This window comes from Bacillus sp. z14 (2026) (genome assembly GCF_058313575.1).
Genome location: NZ_JBZFQK010000002.1, coordinates 219691 through 240546, shown reverse-complemented (window position 1 = coordinate 240546; position 20856 = coordinate 219691). Strand labels below are relative to the sequence as shown.

Below are 20856 nucleotides of genomic sequence, written 5' to 3'. Positions count from 1 at the left end.
CATTCTTAATCCTTATACAAGATTCTCTTCTATCCAGTTAACGGCCTGCAGTAATCCACTTCTAGTAACAGCATGACCGGCCGTCTTATCAGATATGTAAGTAATTCTGCCAGAATCTACTTTTTCCTGGAGGTTTTCAACAAACGCACGGCCACCTGCAATCGGTACAATAGGATCCTTTTCCCCATGCCAGAAGAAAAGAGGGCGATTATTTAGTTTATCGGGCTGCAAGGATAAATCAAGTTCTTCAAGAGTACTGAATACTTTCAATTTCTCTTCCTCCGTAAACCCTAAATCAATCCCCTGTTTTTCAAATTCCTCCACTTGATACTGCGCAAACTCTTTATATTCCGGGTTTCCCATCAGACTGACTCCCACACGAATCCAATCATATTGAGTTAGTGCGCCAAGTGTCGTGATTGCACCCATAGATGTACCGCCAAGACCAATACAATCATAAATCGCTAATCCATGCTCTGTAATATATTTTTTGATCATATGCAATTCTTTTATAGAGGAAATAACAATTTTCCAAAATGAACTCGATAAATCCTTCTTCATGTCCCGTTCCTTTCGTTCACCGTGCAAGTATGCTTCAGGCAAAAATACTCTAAACCCCTTTTCCGCCAGAAGATAAGCATAGTGCAGATTATGCTCTTTTGCACTGGTAAAACCGTGAAGAAAAATAAATCCGGGGAGAGGTACATTATTCATATCCTGCTTACCTACTATAAGCATTGGAATATGTTCAACATATACTTTCTCTACTTGTATCATTATTATTCCCCTTCTCTATATATTTTTTTACAAACCAAACGATACCATTAAACGGCTATACTTGTTATGATATATAAAATAGGAATCTAAATGGAATTAATTCAACTTATAATTTTAGAAGGAGAGCCATATGTCAGATAAACATTTAATTGTACTTGATCTAGATGGAACATTATTGAAAGATGATAAAACCATTTCTCCACGTACTAAAAAAGTATTGCAAACATTACAAAATAATGGTCATGAAGTGATGATTGCTACTGGGAGACCATACCGATCCAGTGAACCTTATTATCGTGAAATGCAATTTAAAACCCCGATTGTGAATTTTAATGGAGCTTTTATTCACCATCCCCTCCATACAGGCTGGGGCATGCATCATTCGCCGCTAGATATAAAAGTGGCAAAAGACATTGTGGAAGCTATGGACGATTATCGTTTACACAATATTATTGCCGAGGTAAAGGATGATGTGTATTTCCATTACCATGATGAAAAATTAATTGATATTTTGCATCACGGCAGCAGCAATATAACTACAGGTGATCTACGCCAATTTCTACAGGCTTCCCCTACTTCGATGCTTATTCATTCCGATGAAAATGATGTCGCCGGAATCAGGAAACACCTTTCGGATGTCCATGCTGAAGTCATTGATCACAGACGCTGGGCAGATCCATGGCATGTCATCGAAATCGTTAGAAATGGAATGAGCAAAGCAGTTGGTGTTGATTTGGTATCAAAAGATTTAGGAATTTCCAGAAAAAATATTATCGCATTTGGCGATGAAGATAATGATCTAGAAATGCTTGATTATGTAGGAACCGGCGTAGCCATGGGAAATGGTATTGAACAGCTGAAAAATGTTGCTAATCACATTACATTATCAAATGAGGAAGATGGAATTGCAGTCTTCCTTGAAGAGAAATTTAATATAAAATCTGCGTGACTAACATAATCTCCGTCTGGTTATGATAGATATGACTCTTCCTTTCGAGTCACACCTTGAATGCAGGAGGTACTTCCATGGGAAAAAGAAATAAATCAAAGCGCTTTGTTCAACAAGGTAAAACGGCTGTGTCTAAACATAGTGAGCGATTCCCATATCGTTTAACGATGGCTGAGGCTGAAGAGAATCAAGATTCTTCTACCTGTGGAGGACTGTAAATGCGCAATGAATTATTTAGTCGGGCTCAAAAAGCTGTGGAATTGGCACAGATAGAAAGCTCTAATCAACAGGAACTAATCACTAAAGCACGCAATGAGCTATCTTCTGCATTTGCGAATTCAACACTGGCTGAGCAGGCGCAACTCCATCAAATGCAAGATGTGCTTGACTCCCTAGAAAACAGCATTCAATAATAAAAAGAGAGGGCACCAAGGTACACTCCTTGCGCCCTCTCTTTATTTCACTTTGCTTGCCAATTTTGAATGGGTATCATTTGCCTCTTTATGAATAGATTCATACAAATCAATGAACCTTTCCACTACTGCTCCCCAAGAATTTTGCCTAGCCTTCTCTACTCCTGCCCGCCTGACTTTTTCCATATCTTTGTTGAATAAAACTTCCTTAACCTTTTGTTCAACAGAATCGACATCATCGAAAGACAACAAATAGCCATTCTTGCCATCCTGAATCATTTTTTCAAAGGAGGGGATATTGTTCAGCAATGCTACCCTTCCCGCTGCCATCGCCTCTAATGAAGATAACCCAAAACCTTCATATTCGGAAGCGGATATAAAATAGGACGCCTTGGCCATTTCCTCGAGGAGTTCCTCTTCAGATAATGCCTCACAAATAGCCACATGATTTCCAATTTCATATTCATCGATAAGTTTCTCTAACTCTCCCTTTAAGTTATCATAATCCCTTCCCACAATGGATAGGTGCACATCTGGGAATTCTACCTTCAGCTTCTTAATCAAAAGCAGAAGCTTGTCTATTCGTTTGTTCTTCGAGAATCTTCCAACAAAGATAAACCGATTCGGGTACCCATTTTCCTCTGCAATCGTATGATAATGGTCAAAGTTTATTCCGCATTCAATCAAATCTAGCCTCTCAGGACAGATTGGTCGAAATGATTTATAATCATTTTCACTGACAGCGACAATCCATTTCATATTCTTCAAACTATACTTCGTTACAGTATGGAAGTGAAGCTTTTTATAAAGGTAAAACTTCTTCGTGTGAAAGAACCCGCCATGTGTAGAGAGAATCATCGTTTTTTTATGAAATGGTTTTAATCCAGCTAAGTAATCGAGCAGGAAATCAACCCCATGGATATGAATTAAATCAAATTCAGAGATATAGTTGACAGCAGATAACGCAATCGGATATCTCCGCGAACCGAAATAAGGAATTCTCTTGATTTTAATCCCATTTATAATGGCAGAATCGGAAAATTTTTCACCATTTGAAAAATCTGCATTTAACGTTAATACTTCCGAATAAATCCCTCTTTCTTTTAGGTGGACGGCCAAGTTTTCCACATAATTTTCCATACCGCCAATAACTGGTTTGTATTGTCTGATGACATGGAGAACTCTCATGATGATTCACATCCTCTCATATATTCATTAAATTTCCTGCAATAATATGGACTGTTCTTTTATTTCCATCCATGCCCTATAGGCCAGACTATCGTCTATTTCAACATGTGAGAAGGTCAGTATTTCCCCTTCTTCTACAGGTTTTATAATCCTTACCGAATCTAAGAGTCCAATTGGTATATGGTTAGGCTCATCTTCAATCTTTAACGCTTTCCCTCTCACTTCAAAACTTCCAATGCCTCTATTGATGACAGTTCCAATATTCAGCTTCTTCTTAGCAATCGATCCCATGCTATAGGATGGAAAACAGCTATTATTTAATAATACTTCTTTCTTTTCAAAAACCCTTCTTATTGTTTTGACCACTTCAAGATGGCATAAATGAAAAGGCTGGATAATCGTATAATAAGGACCGTCCCCTAGCTTCATATATTGAAGTGCATTACGCTGCCCCTGCATATCCAAATGCTTAGCCGTAATAAATACCCCAGCAGGAGCCTTTGACGACAGAACATAATCGCTGATTGGATATCCTAATTGATCGGCTTCTAATGCGAGTGCATTAGCCCCCTCCTGTAAATCTTCCGCGCTTATTCCCATTATCCCTGATGGCAAAAACTTTGTATTAAGCCCATTTGCCACAAGTGTTTGTTCAAACTCCACTTTCGTTCCATCAGTAAACGAGGTAACCATCTCTAAGCTGATTTTATTTCTATTCGACCAATAAAGCATATCCTTGGGTGAAGGATTAGGATTTAAAAATCCTTTTATATTGCCAAAAACCATTGGTTCAAATCCCATCTGAAGAACATTTTCTCTTAAAGCCGCCAAACAACCAGGCTGGTCTCCTTCTGCTTCTGTAATGTAACCTCGTTTGGCAAAATAGGAGCCTGTTGTAACTTGCAGCTCCGTATTCATTGTCACGACAGGAATTCCTGCTTCCATCACCTTAGCAATCATATCGGTGCCAAACAAAACATCCCCTGTACACTCAACAATTACATCTGAATGCTCAATCACCTCATCGACTGAATGGGTCAGTAAATCAGGATATCGGTAATCTCCTCGAGTATCTACCCTACTTCTTGTTAATACCTTTGTCACTTCTATATCATTAAATAAATGTAGTGCATTTACTAAACCTTTCCCAATAAACCCGCTTCCGATAATGCCCACTCTTTGTTTCATCATCTATCCAATTCTCCCCCCGGTATGGTATTAAGTCTTCTCTTTTCTTTTCTTATGAGAAGGAAATAGCTTGCAATTAAAGCAGCATGAAACCACACGAATCCCATTCTAAATCCATTATTGAAATTGAAATCAACTAAGATAAAAATACTAGCTGCTAAAAAGCCAAGAGGTATGAAATTAGATTTATGATAAACAGACAGAATCATCCAGGCGGCCCTTCCAAGAATCAGCAGGAAAATAATCAGACCAATGATACCCGTATCAAACAATACGGTTAAAAAAATATTGGCATTCCCTTTCCCAGCGTTTAATTCCCCTCCATAAATATACTCCTGCCTAATATCATCTCTCATTGATAATTCCGACATTCCGCCGCTGCCATTGCCGACTAGCGGATGCTTCGGGATATAATCAAGCATCAGCTGGATTGATGCAAACCGGCTGTCTGCTGCTCCCTGGTCGGTTTCAAGACTTGTGCTTGGATTGAAGCGATCATATACCTTCATGAAAATGTCCTGGTTTATGATGAAGAGTACCATCGCCCCCACAATCATAATAATGGCTGAACTGGCAAGCAGTTTAATCGCTCTCATATTTTTTGTGATAATTAAAATAAAGAGTATTGCTACAATTAAGGATAGAATGCTTGCTCTGGCCATACTGATAAATACACCTACAAAACACATAAACATGCCAATCAAAATAAAGAGCTGTGAAAATAAACGGGAATCCTTTCTTAAATACATCACGACAAACCAGACAGCGGAATATCCGGCAAATAAGCCATACCAGTCAGGTTCATGGGCAAATGATGAAGGTCTAGGAATTCCTATCTCTTCATAATGGCTGAGCCCAAATTCAAATCCAAAAAAGAATCCAATCCATTGCAGGATTCCGACAAAAGTTACAATAACACCCGAAATAATGGTGTATTTCAAAATCTTGTCAAAGTAAGAAAGTCCTTTACTATAGATGCATTGCACAGAAATAAAATAGAATAGGTTCAAAAATAGTTGCCCAACGACAGATTCCCAGAAATCCCCCACACTGATTAAATGGCCAATACTAAAAAAATAGCTGAAGACCCATAAATTAATCAGGATAAATAAGGGGGCATGTACAATTTCCCGTCTAGAGAGCAAATATTCAATCGCAAACTTTAAAAATAATGCTAGAAACAATATTTGAAAGATCCGTATATATGATCCCTGAAAGGTAATAAACGATCGGTCAATAAAAATGGACAGGGCAATGAAGGTGAAAATTCTCTCAACTGATAATGGAAAGAAAAAAATGACCGCTATAATCAATATGATGATAGGTAAATAGACAAGCGGTAAGGCAGCAAAGACTCCAACGACCATCGCAAGAATGACCGCCATTGCTATTTGAATAAACTGCCGATTATTGGTGTTCATGAGCAAGCTGTTCACCGATCCCCCTCCTTTTAGGAACTCTACCGTTATGATTTCCAATGACTATTCTAAGTAATGGGCCGTACTATTTCTTAATCTTGGATTAGTACCAATGAAGTCCATATTTTCTTGACTGACTGTTGCTGTAGCTTCTGCTATCTGTAAATAATATTTCTGCGTCGGCAATTTTTGGTCATCTTCATATGTATTTTGATTGAGGTTGCCATTTCCAACATGAGAGAGAACGACTGCAGATCGGTTCTTCAGTTCCTCGGATTTTTTTCCATTATTTTTTAAATAATTCCCTTCAAGGAGAAAATCCTCCTGGCTATACATTTCAATCCCAGCCAGCCCATTTTCACTTATTTGATTTTTTCTTACTTCAAGACCAGAGCTCATTACGTTTAAATTTGCAATGAAGAGTCCCGTCGACTGGTTATGGCTGATTTCGTTATCAGAAATGCTGATTCCGTGCGCCTTATAACCTTGGATGTGGATTCCTTCCTTACGCCCATCAGCAATCCGATTACCCTGAACAGTAATGTCATTGAATTGCCTGATTCCATCTGGAAAATCTCCTGTCTGCTTTCCAATCTTGGATGCTTGAATGAATAAACCTTTCCCTCTGCTGGCGATGATTTCATTATTTTCAATGATTGTATTGTCCATTCCTGTCACGTAAATAGCATTGGCATCACCAGTGTTATATGTTTGCTCAACCCTATTATTCAAAACTTTGACATTTACGGACTTATTCTTCCAGCCTTCTACAAAGATGCCATCTCCACCGTATCCGCCTGTTTTTCCATAGCCTTTAATTGTATTGTTTTCAATTACCCCATCGCTGACTGTGCGAAAGGCAATCCCTGAATTCCGTGAGCCAGTCACTTCATTATTTCGAACAACAATATTTTCATGCTGCTCATGACCGTCTTCAACAAGATGCCCGACTTCAATCCCAAAATCACCGGCATCATCGACCTTATTTCCCTCAATGGTGATATTATGACTGGACTTTCCTTCCTGATAACTGATGAATATACCATTTTGATGATCGGTGTGGTTGATGATATTATTCATGATTTGGACATTTTCCGTACTCTGCAACCCGATTATTCCATTTGAGCCCCCATCAATGATTCTTGAATCTCTGACCTTTCCGTTTTTCGTATTAAAGAGCATGATAGAGGCACTAGGAGAACGAACAACTTCAACCTCGCTAATATCAAAGCCATCCACAAATTGCAAAACAACTGTATGAGAATATCCGTCATTAATTTGCTTTTCCCGTTTTTCCTTCTCCCCATTAAATGTTAAAGCACTGATTTTAATATTTTGAGCATTCGATTCTGATACGAGAATAGAAGAATCATCCGGTGTACCTTTACTCTTTTCTAGATTTAGCTTAAGAATGGTTTTTCCTATCCCTTCACCTTTTAAGTGGACATTTGACTTTAAAATAATTTTTGTATCGACTTCGTAAACGCCTTTAGGCACGTTAACAATCCCTCCCCCATTGGCACTCACCTGGTCGATCTCCTCTTGAAGGTCGATTGACTTGGCCACCTCATCAACTGATGATTCTGGCAATCCATCTGTCTTATCAGGGGGCTTGATTTGGACAGCTAGAAAAAAAAGAGCACTCATAACAATCAAGATAACTAACCAAAATTTCGTATCCTTCAATAGTGAAGTCAAACGAACTTGTATAAGTATGGGCATCATTTAGTCTACTCCCTTTTAGTGGATTGCCATTTAATAAATTCAGTCAAATCTTTGTATTCTTAAATTATTGATTTCGTCTTAGTGACTTCCTTATTTAGCAATTCTTCCGGTGTAATGGCACCGCATAAATTTTCCTTAAGCCATTCTTCACTTCTTTGGTATAATCGTAACTCTAGCAACTGTTCAATCGTATTGGCATCAAAGCGATATTTTAATACTTTTGCAGGTATTCCTCCCACTATGGAATAAGGTGGAACATCCTTTGTAATGACAGAACCTGCGGCACAAATCGCTCCTTCACCTATCTCGATATCATTCATAATAAAGACATTTGCCCCAATCCAGACGTTATCTCTAATATTCACTTTCTTAAATTCCACATGGTAATCCCGATCTACCCAATTGATATTATTAACCACTTTTGAGGTGGAATAAAAAATGGGAGATGTCGATATGAAGTCAGTCGGATGACTGCCGAGACCGATTTTACTGTCTGGACCTATCGAACAAAAGGAACCTATATTGGCATGCATGATACTACAGTTAGCAGAAAAATAGGTGTAATCACCAATAGTTGTCTTCGAAATACTTGTGTATAAATTTATTGCGCAATTTTTTCCGACCTTTGTTGTTGCCGGATCTATTTCAACATAAGGACCAATAAATACTGACTTATTATTCTTCTTAAATATATAGACTCTCAATCCCCTTTTCAGCGAATGGGGGATCAGACCATATAAAAATTTGATAATGAGCTCCTCCTTTATTTATTACATAAAAGGATATTCACGTTTTCCGCTTGCTGACGCAGCAAAATCGGAGAATGCTTTTTGGATGGCAAACGCAACCTTTTTAAATTGTTTGCCCCTTAAAATATACCAACAGTATTTAACAAAATTTTTGCCGATAAAGAACATTAAAAATAGAAGAAAATTTAACTTGTTGGCATAAATGGACATAAACAGCAAATTATTTCTTGTTCCGTAATAATTGGAGAGAGGTGAACGATAGCCGGTAGTTGCTGAGATTTTGTGAAAAACAAGTGAATCAGGGACATATCGTAATTTATATCCAGCCTTTCTTATTTCAAGACTATAGGCTGCATCCTCATAATAAAGAAAATAATCTTCATTCAAGTACCCAACTTTATCAAGAATGTCCACCGGAAATAAAAACACACAACCAGTTAGAAAATTCTCATCACTAGCTATTTTTCCATTCCTCTCCAATGTTTTATGCAGTACTCGTCCTGTTAACCACTTTATATCTCCGCCCCCATACCATGTTTTATTGCGTTTACTGTGGTAATTGATATGGGAACAACAAGCACCAACTTCTTTATCCTTCTCACATTCAGCTACAAGCGGTTCAAGAAAATAGGGATCAACTTCTGTATCATTGTTTAGTAAGAGAAAGTAGTCAATATCAGCAATATGGCTAAGCGCATAGTGAATCCCTTTGTTATTCCCAGCGGCGAATCCGTGATTCCCACCCAGTTCAAGAAAATGGAACCTGGACTCTTCTATAAATTCTTTTAAACTAGCATTCTCTTTTGAAGCATTATCTACGACAACTACTTCATGATTGGCATATGTTATATTGTTCAGTGATTTCAAACAAGCAATCGTATCTTGCGTACCATTAAAATTCACAATTATCGTACAAACCTTTGGCTTCATACGCACCATATTCCTTCCTCTATTAGCGTTGGATCTCCGCTTCCTGATTAACTAACAACTTATTTTTGACGGTGTAATAAAAAAACTGGAAATTGCCAATCAAATATCTCCTCCACATGCGTCTCGGTTCTAACATAAGACGGAACACCCATTCCATCTTCAAGGTCCTTATAAGCTTAGGAGCACGCGGGATCCGACCTGATGCAAAATCAATATAAGCGCCAACGCCAAGTATGACTCTAGCATCAAGTGCATCTTTATTCCGGTCAATCCATTTTTCTTGGATAGGCACTCCTCTGCCAACAATTAAGATATCTGGCGATACATCGTTAATCTGCTGAATAACTTCTTGATTCTCTTCATCACTAAAATATCCACTCCGATGTCCAACAATCTTAATATTCGGCATTACTGCCTGTATATTTTGTTTAGCTAGTTCAGCAACGCCAGGACCTGCTCCAAGCAAAAACACACTGTACTCTTTTTCGCTCGCTAATTGCAACAGCATTGGGATAAAATCAGTTCCATTCAAATTTTCCTTAAGCTGGATACCGAACAACTTAGCTCCTAATCTAATCCCAAAGCCGTCATTCAGCAAAAAGTCAGCTCTATTGATGATTTCCCTGTAATCATTGTCCCTTTGCGCGATATTATAACAATGGGCATTTAAGAAATAGATTGCTGCTTTCTTTTTGTTTATGAGACGGGATTCTATCACACATAAGCCTTCCTTTATATTAAAGATATCCATTGCAACATTGCCCAAATGGGACTTTTTCATTTGGATCAGTCTCCTTAACCCCTATTTTCAGTCCATTTATCTGCTCATTATAAACTCAATGAATCTATCTATGATTGCTGAATTTTATTTCATGAGCACTGCTTCTTTTTCAAATAAATTGCTGAAATCCATATTTTGAGCCATTATATTAGCCTGTGCATAAGAAGAATGTGTACCAGCATCTGTCCACCGCCCTCTCAGCACATCAAATTTCAGTAAACCCTCCTTAATATAGTGATTATTGACATCTGTAATTTCCATTTCACCTCGCGCTGATGGGGTAAGCTGGTCAATTATCCTATAAACGGTCGAATCGTACATATAAATGCCCGTCACTGCATAGTTCGATTTTGGTACCATTGGTTTTTCTTCTATCGCGATGATTCTGCCGTCATATATAACCGGAACACCGAAACGTTTTGGATCCTCAACCTCTTTAATTAAAATTTTCGCGCCACTCTCCTGTTGCGCAAAATGCTGCACATAAGGTCGAATTGTATCTGTGAAAATATTGTCTCCAAGAATGACGACCATTTTCTCATTTTCAGTGAAATCGCGAGCAAGTCCAAGAGCCTCTGCTATACCGCCGGCCTTTTCCTGCACCTTATAAGAAAATTCAACTCCAAATTCAAAGCCGCTGCCAAGCAAATCAACTACATCCCCCATATGTTCTCTGCCCGTTACAATTAATATTTCTTCAATTCCGGACTCCTTCAGTTTATAAACTGAATGATAAATCATTGGATATTTTCCGATTGGAAGCAGATTTTTATTGGTGACCTTTGTTAAAGGATAAAGCCGCGATCCGGTACCTCCAGCAAGGATAATTCCTTTCATTTACAACACTCCCTATTAAGTTTTTTATCTCCTAACCTTTAAAACAATCGGTTTATTGAATAAGAAGGGAATAGATACTTCTTTTCTCACTAGCGCGATCCCTATGCATAACAGCATGGTGATTATGCCGCCAGAAAAAAAATGGATAAATTGATGACCAGGCAAAAAGGAGATAATTAAATAGACCACTCCTGCGGTGAAACCTGAGGTTCCAAATGTCATCAAAATTGACCTGTAGGGTAGAAGCTCCCTTTGCCGAATTTCAAATACTTTGCATACATCTCTTTGCTGCAGGTAAATACTAATAAAACATGAGATAACAGAAGCTATAGCTACCCCGATGTACCCAAATAACCCCATCAATGCTAGTCCTAGAACGATATTGCAAATAACCGTGATAAGCGCGTTTTTTAAAACTAGCTTTTGATTACCGGATATAAGTAAAGGCGTGTAAAAAACTGTAAAGCGAAGCGGGAATTTCATTAAATATATTAAAAAGATGATGGATCCGCTTAAATAAGTATCAGAGTATAAAAGATCGATAAACTCTTTATGATAGAAAAATAGAATCCAAAAAATAGGGAACATGACTAATGATAGTAATCGGCTTGATTCTGACCAGAGATTTAAGGCTTCTAGCTTCCGCCTTTGTATGCTGTATAAACGACCTAGTCTTGGTAGCATCGCTGTTATAACAGCTACAGTAATAATAGACATGAAAGGAATCTCTTTTGATGATATTGAATAAATTGCAAACAATTCTATTGAGTAGAATAACCAAATGATGACTTTATCACTTGTCTGTGTAATCACATCGATGGCTGTTACTGCTCCAACTGCCGCTGTATATTTAAGCTGCTGTTTTAATAATGGCAGATCTCCTTTTAAAGACATGCCATGAATCTTATGGAAAAACAGATGCAAAATGATGACTCTAACGATTTCAAACAGGGCAATCAGTTTAATTGTTAAGAGTAGCTCCTTTGTCGCATATAATGTATAGCCAATAATCAGGAAATAGGCAAAATAATAAGATAAATTAATAAAGCTATAAATTTTAGCCCTCTTAATAGAAACAAACAAATTTTCTAAATAACAGCCCATTATGGTTGCAAAGCTCCAAAATCCAATCCAAATCTCATATTTGCGCAATGGGCTATCCTTTAATAAAAACTCAATATTGTATAGAGTATACAGGCCGAAAATCATCAGTACACCAAGAATGAACAAAACCCAGAACGTATTGGTTATCACTAATGATTTTTCACGTTCATTATCCGTTTTGTTAAAGAAATAACTGAACGTTGTATGCATCTCAAACGGAATAAAAGCACCTACCATTACTGCAATCAAAAAGATTTGCTGATAAAGGCCCATTTCTGTTAAGGTCAGTAATCTGGCTATAAGAATAGTTAAAAAAACTTGGACAATTGATTTGGCAAATCGATTAATTGATAACAACATTGATTCTTTAATCATCAGTAACTCCCACCGTACGATTTAGAATAAGTCGATATAAAACATAAATATTATTTATGACTATCACTTCTTTCTTATTGTTCTTTCCTAATAAGCATTATTAGGAAAGAACATTACGATAAACGTTTTGCAAATGATTTTTATATCATAAAAGAAATGGCGCTTACGAATATAATAAAGGTCCAGCTCAACCATTTTTTCAAAGCCGACACTGCTTCTACCAGTAACCTGCCATAATCCTGTACAGCCGGGAATAACGGACAAACGCTGTTTATGATAGTCAGAGTAACTTTCTACCTCTCTCGGCAATGGCGGCCTGGGACCGACCAAACTCATCTCTCCTTTCAAAACATTCCACAGTTGTGGCAATTCATCAATACTCGTCTTGCGAATAAAACGTCCTATTTTTGTAACCCTAGGATCCTCTTTCATTTTAAAAATAGCCCCACTGGACTCATTTTGATTGAGCAGTGTCTCTATCAGTTGCTCTGCGTTCATCACCATAGATCTGAACTTATACATACAGAATGTTTTTCCATCCTTGCCTACACGTATTTGTTTAAAGAACACAGAAGCCTTAGGATCTTCAATTTTTATCAAGACGGCTACAATAAAAAATACAGGAATTAACAGCAGAAGACCCACTACAGCTAGAATAATGTCTAAGTATCTTTTAGATACTAGATATAATTTCTTGTTATCAAGCTCATTCGGTTCTGCGAACGCTTCCTGTGCAGTCCCTGCCTTAGAAGAAATCAATGAATTCACTCCTTTTTCCCCTGATATATGGTGGCTTTTACTTTTGGTTTGAGTTGTTCCAGTCCTTTAATTATTTTTCCATTCCAGCCCCCTTTTGTTCTCAATAACGAATTTTATAGGTATACTAAAGAGTGATTGAATTAATCAGAGAAAGAATTTCATTCACTCTTTTTCCCATGAATATGCTTACTTTTACTTTTGGCTTGAATATTCAGTCCTTCTATTACGTTTCTATATAGCTCTCTTTGTTCTTAATAACGAACTATATAAATGTACTAAAGAGTCACTGAGCTAATCATAGGAAGAATTTCATCCCATTCCATGCTAATTCTATGCACATCTTCCTCCGTCAGCGAACTACCTTTTTGAACTTCAATTAATTCCAAGTCGGAAATAGCTTTCAATGCATGTCTTGTGCCAGCTGGAATTTCAATTACGCTTCCCGGCTTCACATCGTATATATATTCATTCAGTACCAAAGAACCCTCACCTTTGAGAATAGTCCAAACTTCCTTTCTCTTATTATGCTCCTGATAGCTTAAATTGCTGCCGGCATGAATGGTTATTCTTTTTGTGAGCACTTCTGTCCCATTATCATAGACGGTTTGATCAAGGACTTTATACGACCCCCATCGTCTCTCTTCATACATCGGCCTTTGATTAAAATGAAATATGAATTTCTTAAGATCATGACTCAAACCTTTATTGGCAACTAAGATGCCATCGGGGCTCGCGACAACCACCGCATCTGGCATACCAAGAACCGCAACTGGAATGTCCAGCTCATTGATGATATGGGTATTATGAGATTTTGGGCAAATAACACCTAAGCCTTGAACAGTCTCGATCATTTGCTCAGTTAAGGTGCTCCAAATCCCCAGGTCCCTCCATATTCCTTTATAGGGGAGAGCGACAATATTCTTCGTTTTCTCGACAACTTCAAAATCAAAACTAATACTAGGCAGGAGTTCATAGACATTTTGTAGCTGTTCGTACTCTATAGGCAAATTCATTTCTTCTAAAATCGAAATCATAAAACCTAACTTAAATGCAAATACACCACAATTCCATAATGCCTCTTCCTTTATCAATCTTTGTGCATACTCTTCTGTCGGCTTTTCTACAAAATGGCTAACAAGAACTAGCCCATCATTTTTCTTTTCTGGAACGATGTAGCCAAAACTAGTAGAAGGATAGCTTGGTTCCACTCCCATTAAAGCAATACTGCAATCTGTTGTGTTTAGCGTATCCTCCAATTTTTTCACAGATTCATAGAAATCATTTTCCACGTAAGAATCAATGGGCAAAACGGAAACTACTTCATCTAGGCTGATTCCTTTGATCGAATATAGGTAGGAGGCAGCAAGAGCAATTGCCGGAAAAGTATCCCGCCGCTCTGGCTCAATAATAAGGGGAACGTTTGAGCCGAGCTGATTTTTCAGGATATCCACTTGTTTCTTACTCGTCGCAATAACTGCCGACTTCATTAGTCCTACTTCATCCATTTGTCGCCATACTCTCTGAGCCATTGATTCGTTTGTCTTATCATGCCCTTCCAATACTTTCAGAAATTGCTTTGAACGTGAATCATTAGATAAAGGCCATAATCTTTGCCCCGATCCTCCAGATAAAAGGATAACCTGCATTTAACCACTCCTTAATAATCAGTTATATTGATAAGCCTTTGGTTTTATTGGATTTCCATTTAATGAAGCTCCCAATAATTCCGCTTTGGAATCTTGTAAAACATTTACTGCCTTTCTTGCATCTTCTTTTAATGTCTGACCGCTTTTCACGACCAGCATGGAAGCTTCACAAAGATTAGCAAGTATTTGCGTTTCAGCGGTATACAAGATAGGTGAAGTATCAAATATTATGGTGTCATATTGCTGGCTTAGAATCGAGATAATGTCCTCTATTCGATTTGCTGTTAAGAGCTCGTACGATGTTTTGGTTACGGCACCGCTCTGGATGATATGGAGATTTGGTATATCTGAAATGCATATAGCTTCAACCACTGTCGCTTTGCCAGCAAGAATAGCTGTTAAGCCATCAGATTGTTTAAGGTCAAATAATTTATGAATCTTCGGTCTTCTTAAATCAGCATCAATGACGATGACTTTTTTATCATGCTGGGCCAGCACGATACTCAGATTTGCGGCGGTGGTCGTTTTGCCGTCCCCGTGGTTTGGAGATGTGACAAGCAGAGTCTGGATGTCTTTACCAATTCGAGAAAACGTTATGCTTGAGCGCAGCAATCTGTACTGCTCACTCACAATCGATTGTTTATAAATTTGTGCATATTTCGCTCTTTCCTTGCTCACCAGCAAGTCTTTATTTCTATTACGACTCAAATGTACGTCCTCCTATTTTCACCCGGCTGTCCTCCATCTGCCTTTCCATGCTTTTGCTGCTAACTTTAATTTCCGGGATATTTCCGATAACCGGTATACCTAATTCATAAAGGATATCTTTTTCATCTCTGATTGTAGGGTCGAGGTACTCCAACAAGAAAGCTACCCCAATAGCACAAAATAAGCCTAATGAAAAACCAATCAGTACATTTCTAATCATATCTGGATTAAATATCCCATAAGGCTCTTCAACATTTGCATTCGCGAGAATATGAATATTATCAATATTCATTAATGTAGTAACCTCTTGCTGGAATACTGTCGCAATACTATCGGCCATTTTCGCTGCCAGAACAGGGTCCTGATCCTTGACGACTATTTCAACAACTTGAGAATTTTGAGTCGTGTTTACTGTGACTTGCTCATTTAATTTATCGATGCTTCTGTCAAGGCTGAGCTCACTAATTACATCTGCTAGAATAGCCTGGCTCTTGATCAACATACTGTATGTATGAATCAATTCAATATTCGCACGGACTTGATTAGGGTCGATTAAATTAGTTTCATTGCTATCAGTTTTGGCGTCCTCTTTTTTTGTTTTCTTATCCTGATTTTGTTGTTCGTTCGTGTTCATAGTGTCGTTGACAAGAATTTGTGTGGATGATTCATACGAAGGAGATAAAAAGAGATAGGAAATAATGCCACTGGCCAGAGCCGCTATTAACGTCATCAAAATAATAAGTACTAACCGTCTCTTTAATACACTTAAAATATCCTTAAAACTTACTGTATCTTCCATCCCAACCTCCATACATTTCTTTTTTTGTTCTCAAAAGAGAACTTATTGTTGATTGTAGTATAGAACCTAGAATTAGAAAAGGGTTTAAATTGTCAAAATTTGTATTTTGGTAAAATTTATTTATTTTAGGGTATTTCAGTTTATATTGATTCTAAATAATGAATGTAAGCCTTTTCGTATTTTTATATACTTATCCACCAGTCGATTTAATAATCAAAGGTAATAATTTATAATGAACAGCCCTTGGCCATGTTTTCTTAACACCATTTCAAAATAATTTAAATTACTTTACCTTCGCTTTTTTATAAGATAAATGTTTTTCGCAAAAAAAAGCATTTATTGTAAGCGCTTTCTATATTGAGGATAGTTAGTTCTCTATGCATCTTCATTCTTATCCTACATTCAAAAATAAACCCTTTCCGTTCGCTCTAAAGCACACGGAAAGGGTTTATTCCTTGTCAATCTTTCCGGAAAGAACCGATAACTCCGGTAGATTGAACGATATTTGTAAATGCATGTGGGTCTACTTCCTGAATAACACTCTGTAAATCATATAGCTCATAACGGCTTATCACAATCATTAGCATATTTTTATCTTCGCCCGTAAAGGCTCCAACAGCAGGAATCATTGTTATTCCGCGTACCAGCTTGGAATGAATCGCCTGCTTCAATTCATCTGCATGTCTTGTTACAATCATAGCTGTAACTTTTATATGTCTTGTATGAATAGCATCAATTACTCTCGTAGAAACATATAATGAAATTAATGTATAAAGTGCCTGTTCTTCTGAATACATAAGCCCCGCAATGGCTACAATAGCTCCATTCAGCATTAAAAAGTAAATGCCGATTGGCTTATCATTGATTCTAGAAAGAATCATTGCCACGATATCCATACCACCAGTGGAAGCACCGAATCGCAGTGTGATTCCCACACCGGCCGCTCCAATTACACCGCCGAAAACAGCATTTAGGATAATATCATCTGAATAGGATTGTACCGGTAATATTTCTAAGAATAATGACATTAATACAACAGCTAAAAAGCTGTACACTGTGAAAGACCTTCCAACCTTAAACCATGCAAGAATAGCAATCGGAATATTAAGAGCAAGTAATAATATACCTGTAGATAAATTAATATTCGTAAACATGTCCAATGCTGCTGATATAATTTGGGCTGTACCCGTGAACCCACTCGCAAACACGTTTGCAGGTATCAAGAAATAATTCATTGCGATTGCATTTAATAAAGCTCCAACCACAACAGCCAGTATTTTTTTTGTTTCATTCCAAACCAAATTTAGCTCCTCCTTAAGTTGACAACTGAAAATAAATTCCCCATGATAGATAGATATGTGAACAATTTTTGTTTTCTATAAAAGATAATAGACTTATAATTAAACTAAGTAAATTTTAAAAAAGTAGGTGTCTATATGAGTGTACAAATTTTGGCTGATAGTGCAAGCGATTTGCCATTAGAATACTTCCAGGATAACAACATCATTCTTTTTCCATTAAAAGTACATCTTGATGACAATGAATATGATGATCAAGTTACAATCAAACCAAAAGTAGTCTACGATGCCATGCGCGAAGGAAAAGCACCCAAAACATCACAGGTGTCTCCACAAAGTTTTTACGAAAAATTCGAAGAGCTGGCAAAAAATAAACAACCCGGACTTTATGTCGCATTTTCTTCCGAATTAAGCGGTACCTATCAAACAGCTGTTATGATGAGAGACGAAGTTAAAGCTGAGTACCCGGATCTTCAATTAGAAATTGTCGACAGTAAATGCGCGTCTTTAGGCTATGGCCTAGTCGTCATGGAAGCCGTACGCAAAGCCGCTAAAGGAGCCAGTCTTGAAGAACTGAAAGAAACAGCACAGTTTTCAGCCTCCCATATGGAACATTTATTTACGGTAGACAATTTGGAATACCTGGCTCGAGGTGGCCGAATTTCCAAAACATCTGCTTTTTTCGGCGGTTTATTAAATATCAAGCCACTGCTAAATGTTGAAGATGGCAAACTGGTTCCACTGGATAAATTCCGCGGCCGCAAAAAACTGATGCAAGCCGTCATCGATGTAATGAAAGAACGAGGAGACCAATTAGATAAACAAATAATTGGAATCAGTCATGGCGATGATATCGAAAAAGCTATGGAATTCAAGCAATTAATTGAAGAAAATTTCCAACCAAAATCAGTATATATTTCATCAGTCGGTGCAACTGTTGGCGCTCATGCCGGTCCAGGTACCATTGCGATATTTTTCTTAAATAAACTATCCTGAAATACATTCTGATGTATACATATTTTCCCCTACTTGCAGCATACTACACATATGCGTAGTAAATAAATTGCAAAGGGGCAAGCACACATGGGATATCATACTTCAGATAATGATAAAAAAGCCAGAGATAACCAAGCTAAAAATGAAATTAAAAATATTCAGGAAGAGAAAAACCGAAAAGCCGGAAAAAAATCTTTTTCAAAAAAGACTGATCACTTATAAGTAAAATCTCCATTTCAACATATTAACTGTGTATAAAGAGGATTTCAATAAAAAATCCTCTTTTTTACTTGTAATTGAACTTATATAGTGCTTTTTTTATAATAAAGTTAAAAAACGGAGGGATAGTATGGCTAAAGAAAGCTCATTTGATGTGGTTTCAAAAATTGACTTATCCGAAGTAACAAATGCTGTAACGATGGCAATGAAGGAAGTAAAAACACGTTATGATTTTAAAGGTAGCAAAAGTGATATTAAGCTGGAAAATGAGGAACTCGTGCTTGTTTCTGACGATGATTACAAAATGGGGCAATTAAAGGATGTTTTAATGAGCAAGCTCATTAAACGGGGCGTTCCCGTTAAGAACCTTGATTACGGAAAAATGGAAGGCGCTTCAGGCGGCACAGTTCGCCAACGTGCTAAATTGGTTCAAGGTATAGACAAAGACAACGCAAAGAAAATTAATTTAATTGTTAAAAATGTGGGTAACAAAGTTAAATCCCAAATACAGGACGATCAAATCCGTGTGACCGGAAAAAGCAAGGATGATCTTCAGCAAGTTATTGCAGCCATTCGAGACGCAGATCTCTCTATCGAAGTTCAATTTATAAACTTCCGCTAGTAGTTACATAGGTTTGAAGAGCTACTTATAGAGGCATATTGAATTGCATCTAAAAAGCCATCGGCTACACGATGGCTTTTTTCTATTTTTCAGGTTTAATATAGGGAACTATTTGTGCAGTGATGCCCACTGAAGCCCAGGAATAAAACTCTTATTCTCTAATGCTTTAAAATTTTCAGTCCATCCAGTGAGCATTACCCTTAATAGCCCAACCTTCTCAAAGGGTTTATTTTTAATTCGGTTAAAAAATCCTGAATTTCTTCACTATCACTACTTGGATCCTATTGTTTTGAGCATTAACAAAACGACATTAAAATCAGCAAATCATCACATTTTTTTACATACACCATATTTTCCAGTGCTTTTTTTGTAAGTAATAAAACATCCTTAACTTTAATCCTATTTCCATGTTTCTTTTTCCATAAATGAGGAATAACAATAGGGAAACATTAATTGGAAAGGATGTTGTGAAATGAATGAAGATATAAAAATCGGTAAAGATGGATTTCCAGCCCAAGAACAGGATACTCAACCTGGTGTAACAAACGAAATGCATCCTGAACCAAAAGAAGTCGATGAAAATTATAAAGGCAGCGATAAATTAAAAGGAAAAGTAGCGATTATCACAGGCGGAGACAGTGGGATTGGCCGATCTGTTGCCCACTATTATGCTAAAGAAGGCGCCAATGTTGCGATTGTGTATTTGAATGAACACGAGGATGCGAATAAAGCAAAAGATTTAGTGGAAAACGAAGGCGTACAATGCATGCTATTGGCTGGAGATATAGGTGACAGTGCTTTTTGCCGCGAAGTCGCCGAAAAAGTTAAAAGTGAATTCGGCAAAATTGATATCTTAGTCAATAACGCAGCTGAACAGCATCCTCAGGAGAGCCTGTTGGATATCAGTGATGAACAATTAGAAAAAACATTTAGAACCAATATCTTTTCACAATTCTATTTAACAAAAGCTGTCCTTCCTCACTTATCTAAAGGAAGCTCCATCATTAATACAACTTCTGTAACAGCCTATCAAGGTAATGCACAATTGATTGATTATTCTTCAACGAAAGGTGCCATTGTATCCTTTACACGTGCGCTTTCCAATAGTATTGCCAGCAAAGGAATCCGCGTGAATGCAGTAGCACCGGGACCAATTTGGACACCATTAATTCCTGCTACATTCGAGGCTGATAAAGTGGCTGAATTTGGTAAAAACGTTCCACTTGGACGTGCTGGACAACCATCCGAATTAGCCCCAACTTATGTTTATTTGGCAAGTGATGATTCCAGCTATGTCAGCGGACAGGTCCTTCATGTCAATGGCGGCTCTGTTGTGAATGGGTAATTAACGATTCTAGATCATATACACAAAGAC

The 20856-nt window shown here is 37.5% G+C and carries 22 protein-coding genes and 1 pseudogene; 7 read left to right on the top strand and 16 right to left on the bottom strand.

Translation table 11 applies throughout. The features are described 5' to 3' along the window. Positions 1-12: 12 nt before the first annotated feature. Complete coding sequence (locus tag AC4G3O_RS07185; protein ID WP_491136010.1) at positions 13-777, bottom strand: prolyl oligopeptidase family serine peptidase; 765 nt, start codon at positions 775-777, stop codon at positions 13-15. A 130-nt stretch (positions 778-907) separates the two neighbouring features. On the opposite strand from AC4G3O_RS07185, the gene AC4G3O_RS07180 reads away from it, so the two are divergent. From AC4G3O_RS07180 to AC4G3O_RS07170, 3 genes are all read left to right on the top strand, one after another. Beyond that, entirely contained in the window at positions 908-1726 is an 819-nt protein-coding gene (locus tag AC4G3O_RS07180) for a Cof-type HAD-IIB family hydrolase (protein WP_066101526.1), read from the top strand. 77 nt (positions 1727-1803) lie between these two features. Continuing rightward, positions 1804-1944: a competence protein gene (locus AC4G3O_RS07175; RefSeq protein ID WP_066101530.1), complete on the top strand. Its 141-nt coding sequence runs from the start codon at positions 1804-1806 to the stop codon at positions 1942-1944. Beyond that, positions 1945-2139: a DUF3813 domain-containing protein gene (locus AC4G3O_RS07170; protein WP_066101532.1), complete on the top strand. Its 195-nt coding sequence runs from the start codon at positions 1945-1947 to the stop codon at positions 2137-2139. A 42-nt stretch (positions 2140-2181) separates the two neighbouring features. On the opposite strand, the gene AC4G3O_RS07165 is transcribed toward AC4G3O_RS07170, so the two are convergent. From AC4G3O_RS07165 to AC4G3O_RS07100, 14 genes are all read right to left on the bottom strand, one after another. Beyond that, positions 2182-3327, bottom strand: coding sequence for a glycosyltransferase family 4 protein (locus AC4G3O_RS07165; RefSeq protein ID WP_139891440.1), 1146 nt, complete (start codon positions 3325-3327; stop codon positions 2182-2184). A gap of 27 nt (positions 3328-3354) precedes the next feature. Then, positions 3355-4518, bottom strand: coding sequence for an NAD(P)-dependent oxidoreductase (locus AC4G3O_RS07160; RefSeq protein WP_066101538.1), 1164 nt, complete (start codon positions 4516-4518; stop codon positions 3355-3357). Next, positions 4515-5951, bottom strand: coding sequence for an O-antigen ligase family protein (locus AC4G3O_RS07155; RefSeq protein ID WP_066101539.1), 1437 nt, complete (start codon positions 5949-5951; stop codon positions 4515-4517). The genes AC4G3O_RS07160 and AC4G3O_RS07155 overlap by 4 nt, the downstream gene beginning before the upstream one ends. Positions 5952-5996: 45 nt before the next feature. Then, on the bottom strand, positions 5997-7658 hold the full coding sequence (locus AC4G3O_RS07150; protein ID WP_140461152.1) for a right-handed parallel beta-helix repeat-containing protein: 1662 nt from the start codon (positions 7656-7658) through the stop codon (positions 5997-5999). Between the two features lie 59 nt (positions 7659-7717). Continuing rightward, entirely contained in the window at positions 7718-8362 is a 645-nt protein-coding gene (locus AC4G3O_RS07145; RefSeq protein WP_066101544.1) for a CatB-related O-acetyltransferase, read from the bottom strand. A 66-nt stretch (positions 8363-8428) separates the two neighbouring features. Further along, a complete protein-coding gene (locus tag AC4G3O_RS07140; RefSeq protein ID WP_066101547.1) occupies positions 8429-9346 on the bottom strand; it encodes a glycosyltransferase family 2 protein in 918 nt (305 codons plus the stop codon). 13 nt (positions 9347-9359) lie between these two features. After that, a complete protein-coding gene (locus AC4G3O_RS07135; RefSeq protein WP_140461151.1) occupies positions 9360-10118 on the bottom strand; it encodes a WecB/TagA/CpsF family glycosyltransferase in 759 nt (252 codons plus the stop codon). Positions 10119-10202: 84 nt separating this feature from the next. Further along, a complete protein-coding gene (locus AC4G3O_RS07130; RefSeq protein ID WP_066101553.1) occupies positions 10203-10955 on the bottom strand; it encodes a sugar phosphate nucleotidyltransferase in 753 nt (250 codons plus the stop codon). 24 nt (positions 10956-10979) lie between these two features. After that, a complete protein-coding gene (locus AC4G3O_RS07125) occupies positions 10980-12434 on the bottom strand; it encodes an oligosaccharide flippase family protein (RefSeq protein ID WP_066101556.1) in 1455 nt (484 codons plus the stop codon). A gap of 87 nt (positions 12435-12521) precedes the next feature. After that, positions 12522-13193, bottom strand: coding sequence for a sugar transferase (locus tag AC4G3O_RS07120; RefSeq protein WP_066102381.1), 672 nt, complete (start codon positions 13191-13193; stop codon positions 12522-12524). A 275-nt stretch (positions 13194-13468) separates the two neighbouring features. Next, complete coding sequence (locus AC4G3O_RS07115; RefSeq protein ID WP_491136009.1) at positions 13469-14839, bottom strand: sugar phosphate nucleotidyltransferase; 1371 nt, start codon at positions 14837-14839, stop codon at positions 13469-13471. Positions 14840-14857: 18 nt separating this feature from the next. Beyond that, positions 14858-15547 carry a CpsD/CapB family tyrosine-protein kinase gene (locus AC4G3O_RS07110; protein ID WP_491136008.1) on the bottom strand — a complete coding sequence of 230 codons (690 nt, stop codon included), beginning with the start codon at positions 15545-15547 and terminating at the stop codon, positions 14858-14860. Further along, on the bottom strand, positions 15537-16346 hold the full coding sequence (locus AC4G3O_RS07105; protein WP_066101564.1) for a YveK family protein: 810 nt from the start codon (positions 16344-16346) through the stop codon (positions 15537-15539). The genes AC4G3O_RS07110 and AC4G3O_RS07105 overlap by 11 nt, the downstream gene beginning before the upstream one ends. A gap of 458 nt (positions 16347-16804) precedes the next feature. Next, positions 16805-17647: a YitT family protein gene (locus AC4G3O_RS07100; protein WP_066101567.1), complete on the bottom strand. Its 843-nt coding sequence runs from the start codon at positions 17645-17647 to the stop codon at positions 16805-16807. 135 nt (positions 17648-17782) lie between these two features. Between AC4G3O_RS07100 and AC4G3O_RS07095 the strand changes: the two genes are divergently transcribed. The 3 genes from AC4G3O_RS07095 to AC4G3O_RS07085 all read left to right on the top strand — a co-directional run bounded on the left by AC4G3O_RS07095 (position 17783) and on the right by AC4G3O_RS07085 (position 19481). Beyond that, positions 17783-18640 (top strand): DegV family protein, encoded by an 858-nt coding sequence (locus AC4G3O_RS07095; protein WP_139891446.1) that lies wholly within the window; start codon positions 17783-17785, stop codon positions 18638-18640. Between the two features lie 87 nt (positions 18641-18727). Beyond that, positions 18728-18862, top strand: a complete 135-nt coding sequence (locus AC4G3O_RS07090) for a DUF3941 domain-containing protein (protein ID WP_077247962.1) — start codon at positions 18728-18730, stop codon at positions 18860-18862. A 127-nt stretch (positions 18863-18989) separates the two neighbouring features. Then, positions 18990-19481 carry a YajQ family cyclic di-GMP-binding protein gene (locus AC4G3O_RS07085; RefSeq protein WP_140461149.1) on the top strand — a complete coding sequence of 164 codons (492 nt, stop codon included), beginning with the start codon at positions 18990-18992 and terminating at the stop codon, positions 19479-19481. Positions 19482-19563: 82 nt separating this feature from the next. On the opposite strand, the pseudogene AC4G3O_RS07080 reads toward AC4G3O_RS07085, so the two are convergent. Beyond that, positions 19564-19744: pseudogene (locus AC4G3O_RS07080) on the bottom strand (hypothetical protein); the annotation flags it as partial. A gap of 209 nt (positions 19745-19953) precedes the next feature. On the opposite strand from AC4G3O_RS07080, the gene AC4G3O_RS07075 reads away from it, so the two are divergent. After that, complete coding sequence (locus tag AC4G3O_RS07075) at positions 19954-20826, top strand: SDR family oxidoreductase (RefSeq protein WP_066101576.1); 873 nt, start codon at positions 19954-19956, stop codon at positions 20824-20826. Positions 20827-20856 lie beyond the last annotated feature (30 nt).

Bases quoted from the DNA above. Each gene is read 5' to 3' on its own strand.
- AC4G3O_RS07175 (WP_066101530.1), top strand. From the start codon at position 1,804: ATGGGAAAAAGAAATAAATCAAAGCGCTTTGTTCAACAAGGTAAAACG.
- AC4G3O_RS07090 (WP_077247962.1), top strand. From the start codon at position 18,728: ATGGGATATCATACTTCAGATAATGATAAAAAAGCCAGAGATAACCAA.
- AC4G3O_RS07170 (WP_066101532.1), top strand. From the start codon at position 1,945: ATGCGCAATGAATTATTTAGTCGGGCTCAAAAAGCTGTGGAATTGGCA.
- AC4G3O_RS07160 (WP_066101538.1), bottom strand. From the start codon at position 4,518: ATGATGAAACAAAGAGTGGGCATTATCGGAAGCGGGTTTATTGGGAAA.
- AC4G3O_RS07115 (WP_491136009.1), bottom strand. From the start codon at position 14,839: ATGCAGGTTATCCTTTTATCTGGAGGATCGGGGCAAAGATTATGGCCT.
- AC4G3O_RS07135 (WP_140461151.1), bottom strand. From the start codon at position 10,118: ATGAAAAAGTCCCATTTGGGCAATGTTGCAATGGATATCTTTAATATA.
- AC4G3O_RS07105 (WP_066101564.1), bottom strand. From the start codon at position 16,346: ATGGAAGATACAGTAAGTTTTAAGGATATTTTAAGTGTATTAAAGAGA.
- AC4G3O_RS07130 (WP_066101553.1), bottom strand. From the start codon at position 10,955: ATGAAAGGAATTATCCTTGCTGGAGGTACCGGATCGCGGCTTTATCCT.
- AC4G3O_RS07075 (WP_066101576.1), top strand. From the start codon at position 19,954: ATGAATGAAGATATAAAAATCGGTAAAGATGGATTTCCAGCCCAAGAA.
- AC4G3O_RS07095 (WP_139891446.1), top strand. From the start codon at position 17,783: ATGAGTGTACAAATTTTGGCTGATAGTGCAAGCGATTTGCCATTAGAA.
- AC4G3O_RS07180 (WP_066101526.1), top strand. From the start codon at position 908: ATGTCAGATAAACATTTAATTGTACTTGATCTAGATGGAACATTATTG.
- AC4G3O_RS07125 (WP_066101556.1), bottom strand. From the start codon at position 12,434: ATGATTAAAGAATCAATGTTGTTATCAATTAATCGATTTGCCAAATCA.
- AC4G3O_RS07140 (WP_066101547.1), bottom strand. From the start codon at position 9,346: ATGGTGCGTATGAAGCCAAAGGTTTGTACGATAATTGTGAATTTTAAT.
- AC4G3O_RS07185 (WP_491136010.1), bottom strand. From the start codon at position 777: ATGATACAAGTAGAGAAAGTATATGTTGAACATATTCCAATGCTTATA.
- AC4G3O_RS07085 (WP_140461149.1), top strand. From the start codon at position 18,990: ATGGCTAAAGAAAGCTCATTTGATGTGGTTTCAAAAATTGACTTATCC.
- AC4G3O_RS07165 (WP_139891440.1), bottom strand. From the start codon at position 3,327: ATGAGAGTTCTCCATGTCATCAGACAATACAAACCAGTTATTGGCGGT.
- AC4G3O_RS07150 (WP_140461152.1), bottom strand. From the start codon at position 7,658: ATGATGCCCATACTTATACAAGTTCGTTTGACTTCACTATTGAAGGAT.